General features: G+C 36.0%; 3 protein-coding genes. All 3 read right to left on the reverse strand.

Annotated elements, in window-relative coordinates; all coding sequences use genetic code 11:
* Nucleotides 1-292 (reverse strand): hypothetical protein (locus tag A9G28_RS01750; RefSeq protein WP_141674664.1); only part of this gene is annotated, 292 nt, incomplete at its 3' end.
* Between the two features lie 112 nt (nt 293-404).
* On the reverse strand, nt 405-1,232 hold the full coding sequence (locus A9G28_RS01755) for a DUF6708 domain-containing protein (protein WP_065579572.1): 828 nt from the start codon (nt 1,230-1,232) through the stop codon (nt 405-407).
* A gap of 112 nt (nt 1,233-1,344) precedes the next feature.
* Nucleotides 1,345-1,833 (reverse strand): DUF6708 domain-containing protein (locus tag A9G28_RS13480; protein WP_218057307.1); only part of this gene is annotated, 489 nt, incomplete at its 5' end.

Here is a 1,833-nt window from a genome sequence, read left to right on the forward strand (position 1 = left end):
ATAAAACTAATATTCCTAGTAAAAGGGAAAAAATATATTTATCATCATCTGATTTTAATTGCATATCATCTACAATATCATATGCAAGAAAAGGAATAATAAACATTAATCCAATTGAAATTACTCCAGAAAGACATAAATAAAAAAACTGATCAGATTTTGTTTTACGAATAAAAGCACAGTAGTTATCATTGGCATAGAGCAAGCGATCATCGGCACCCGTTAAATAGTTCCCGCCTTTGTCTAAATCGCCTATCCAACCCCAAATTTGGGGGCGATATTGTGATGGCATTGTTTTACTCCTTATTTTAAATTTTATTGTTTTTAGTCACAATTAATGGCACGCCTTCACGGTTATTGTAAAGTCGGCAGCGTTATCCTTTCCCGCCCTGAGCTATTAAAACTTATTGTTTTATATGATGCCGTTGTTTAATTTCGGCGAGCTCTTCTAATGATGTGGCATTAAACGCTTCTACCATCCATTCGGGCCAGCCTTGTCCTTTAATAATTTTGTCTTTAAATTGGGTTTCTTGTTCCCATTTGTATTTGCCATCGTTTAGGCCGGCTAATTTGTTCGCGCACATAAAATTATTAACCCAACCCCAAACCAGATAACTACCTACGCCGACACGTAATGGGTCTAACAATATATGGTCGATTGTTTTATGGCTATGGGGCTTGCATACCATTAAAATAGTGGTGTTGAGTGAAGAGCGCGAAAAGTTATGCACCACCACCCCTTGTAAATGGGCCCAGTCATATTCTTTTATGCGTTTTTTATTAGGATGCAAAAAGGTTAGCGGATTGCGTAACACTTTAAAATTAAAAAAATAGCTTTCATTGATATACACTTTACCCGTTTTGCGATTAAAAATAATGGGGCTTCCTCGGCGTGTAAAAAGGTTTTGATAACATTCTGGAATCATTAAATATAAAACGAGAATAAAACAGATTAAAATAACAACTAAAACATAAAAAACAAATTCAGTTTCAGATGTTATTTCAAATATCATAAGTCCATATGATAAACCAGGTATCACAAAAAACATTGAAATTGACAGAAATAAACTCATACATAAATAAAGAATTTGATCAGATTTTGTTTTACGGATAAAAGCACAGTAGTTATCATTAGCATAGAGCAAGCGATCATCGGCACCCTTTAAATAGTTACCGCCTTTGTCTAAATCGCCTATCCAACCAAAAATTTGGGGTCGATATTTTGATGGCATTGTTTTGCTCCTTATTTTAAATTTTATTGTTTTTAGTCACAATTAATGGCACGTCTTCACGGTTATTGTAAAATTGGCGACGTTATCCTTTCCCGCCCTGAGCTATTGAAATTTATTGTTTTATATGATGCCGTTGTTTAATTTCGGCGAGCTCTTCTTGCGATGTGGCATTAAACGCTTCTACCATCCATTCGGGCCAGCCTTGGCCGTCAATCCTATGTGCTTTAAATTCCGCCTCTTGATCTGACTTATATTCACCATCATCAATATTGGCAACATCACAAAAAAACATAAAACTATTGATCCATCCCCAAACAAATGTACTACCAGCGCCCGCGCGAATAGGATCTAGCATAATATGATCAATCACTTGATGCGTACCGGGTTGGCACACCATTAGCACGGTCGAGCTCAAAGCATTACGCGACATATTATGAATAATAACACCATGCAAATCATCCCAATCATACTCTTTTATTCGGCGTTTTTTCGGTTGTAAAAATACTGCAGGATGGCGTAATATTTTAAAGTTAAAAAAGTCACTTTCGTTAACATAGACTTTACCCGTTTTACGGTTAAATATAATGGGGCTACCACGATG

The organism is Gilliamella sp. Fer1-1 (genome assembly GCF_001690825.1).
In the GTDB taxonomy this organism is placed as follows: Bacteria; Pseudomonadota; Gammaproteobacteria; order Enterobacterales; family Orbaceae; genus Gilliamella; species Gilliamella apicola_C.

Coding starts and splice junctions, on each gene's coding strand:
- A9G28_RS01755 (WP_065579572.1), bottom strand. CDS start 1,232: ATGCCATCAAAATATCGACCCCAAATTTTTGGTTGGATAGGCGATTTA.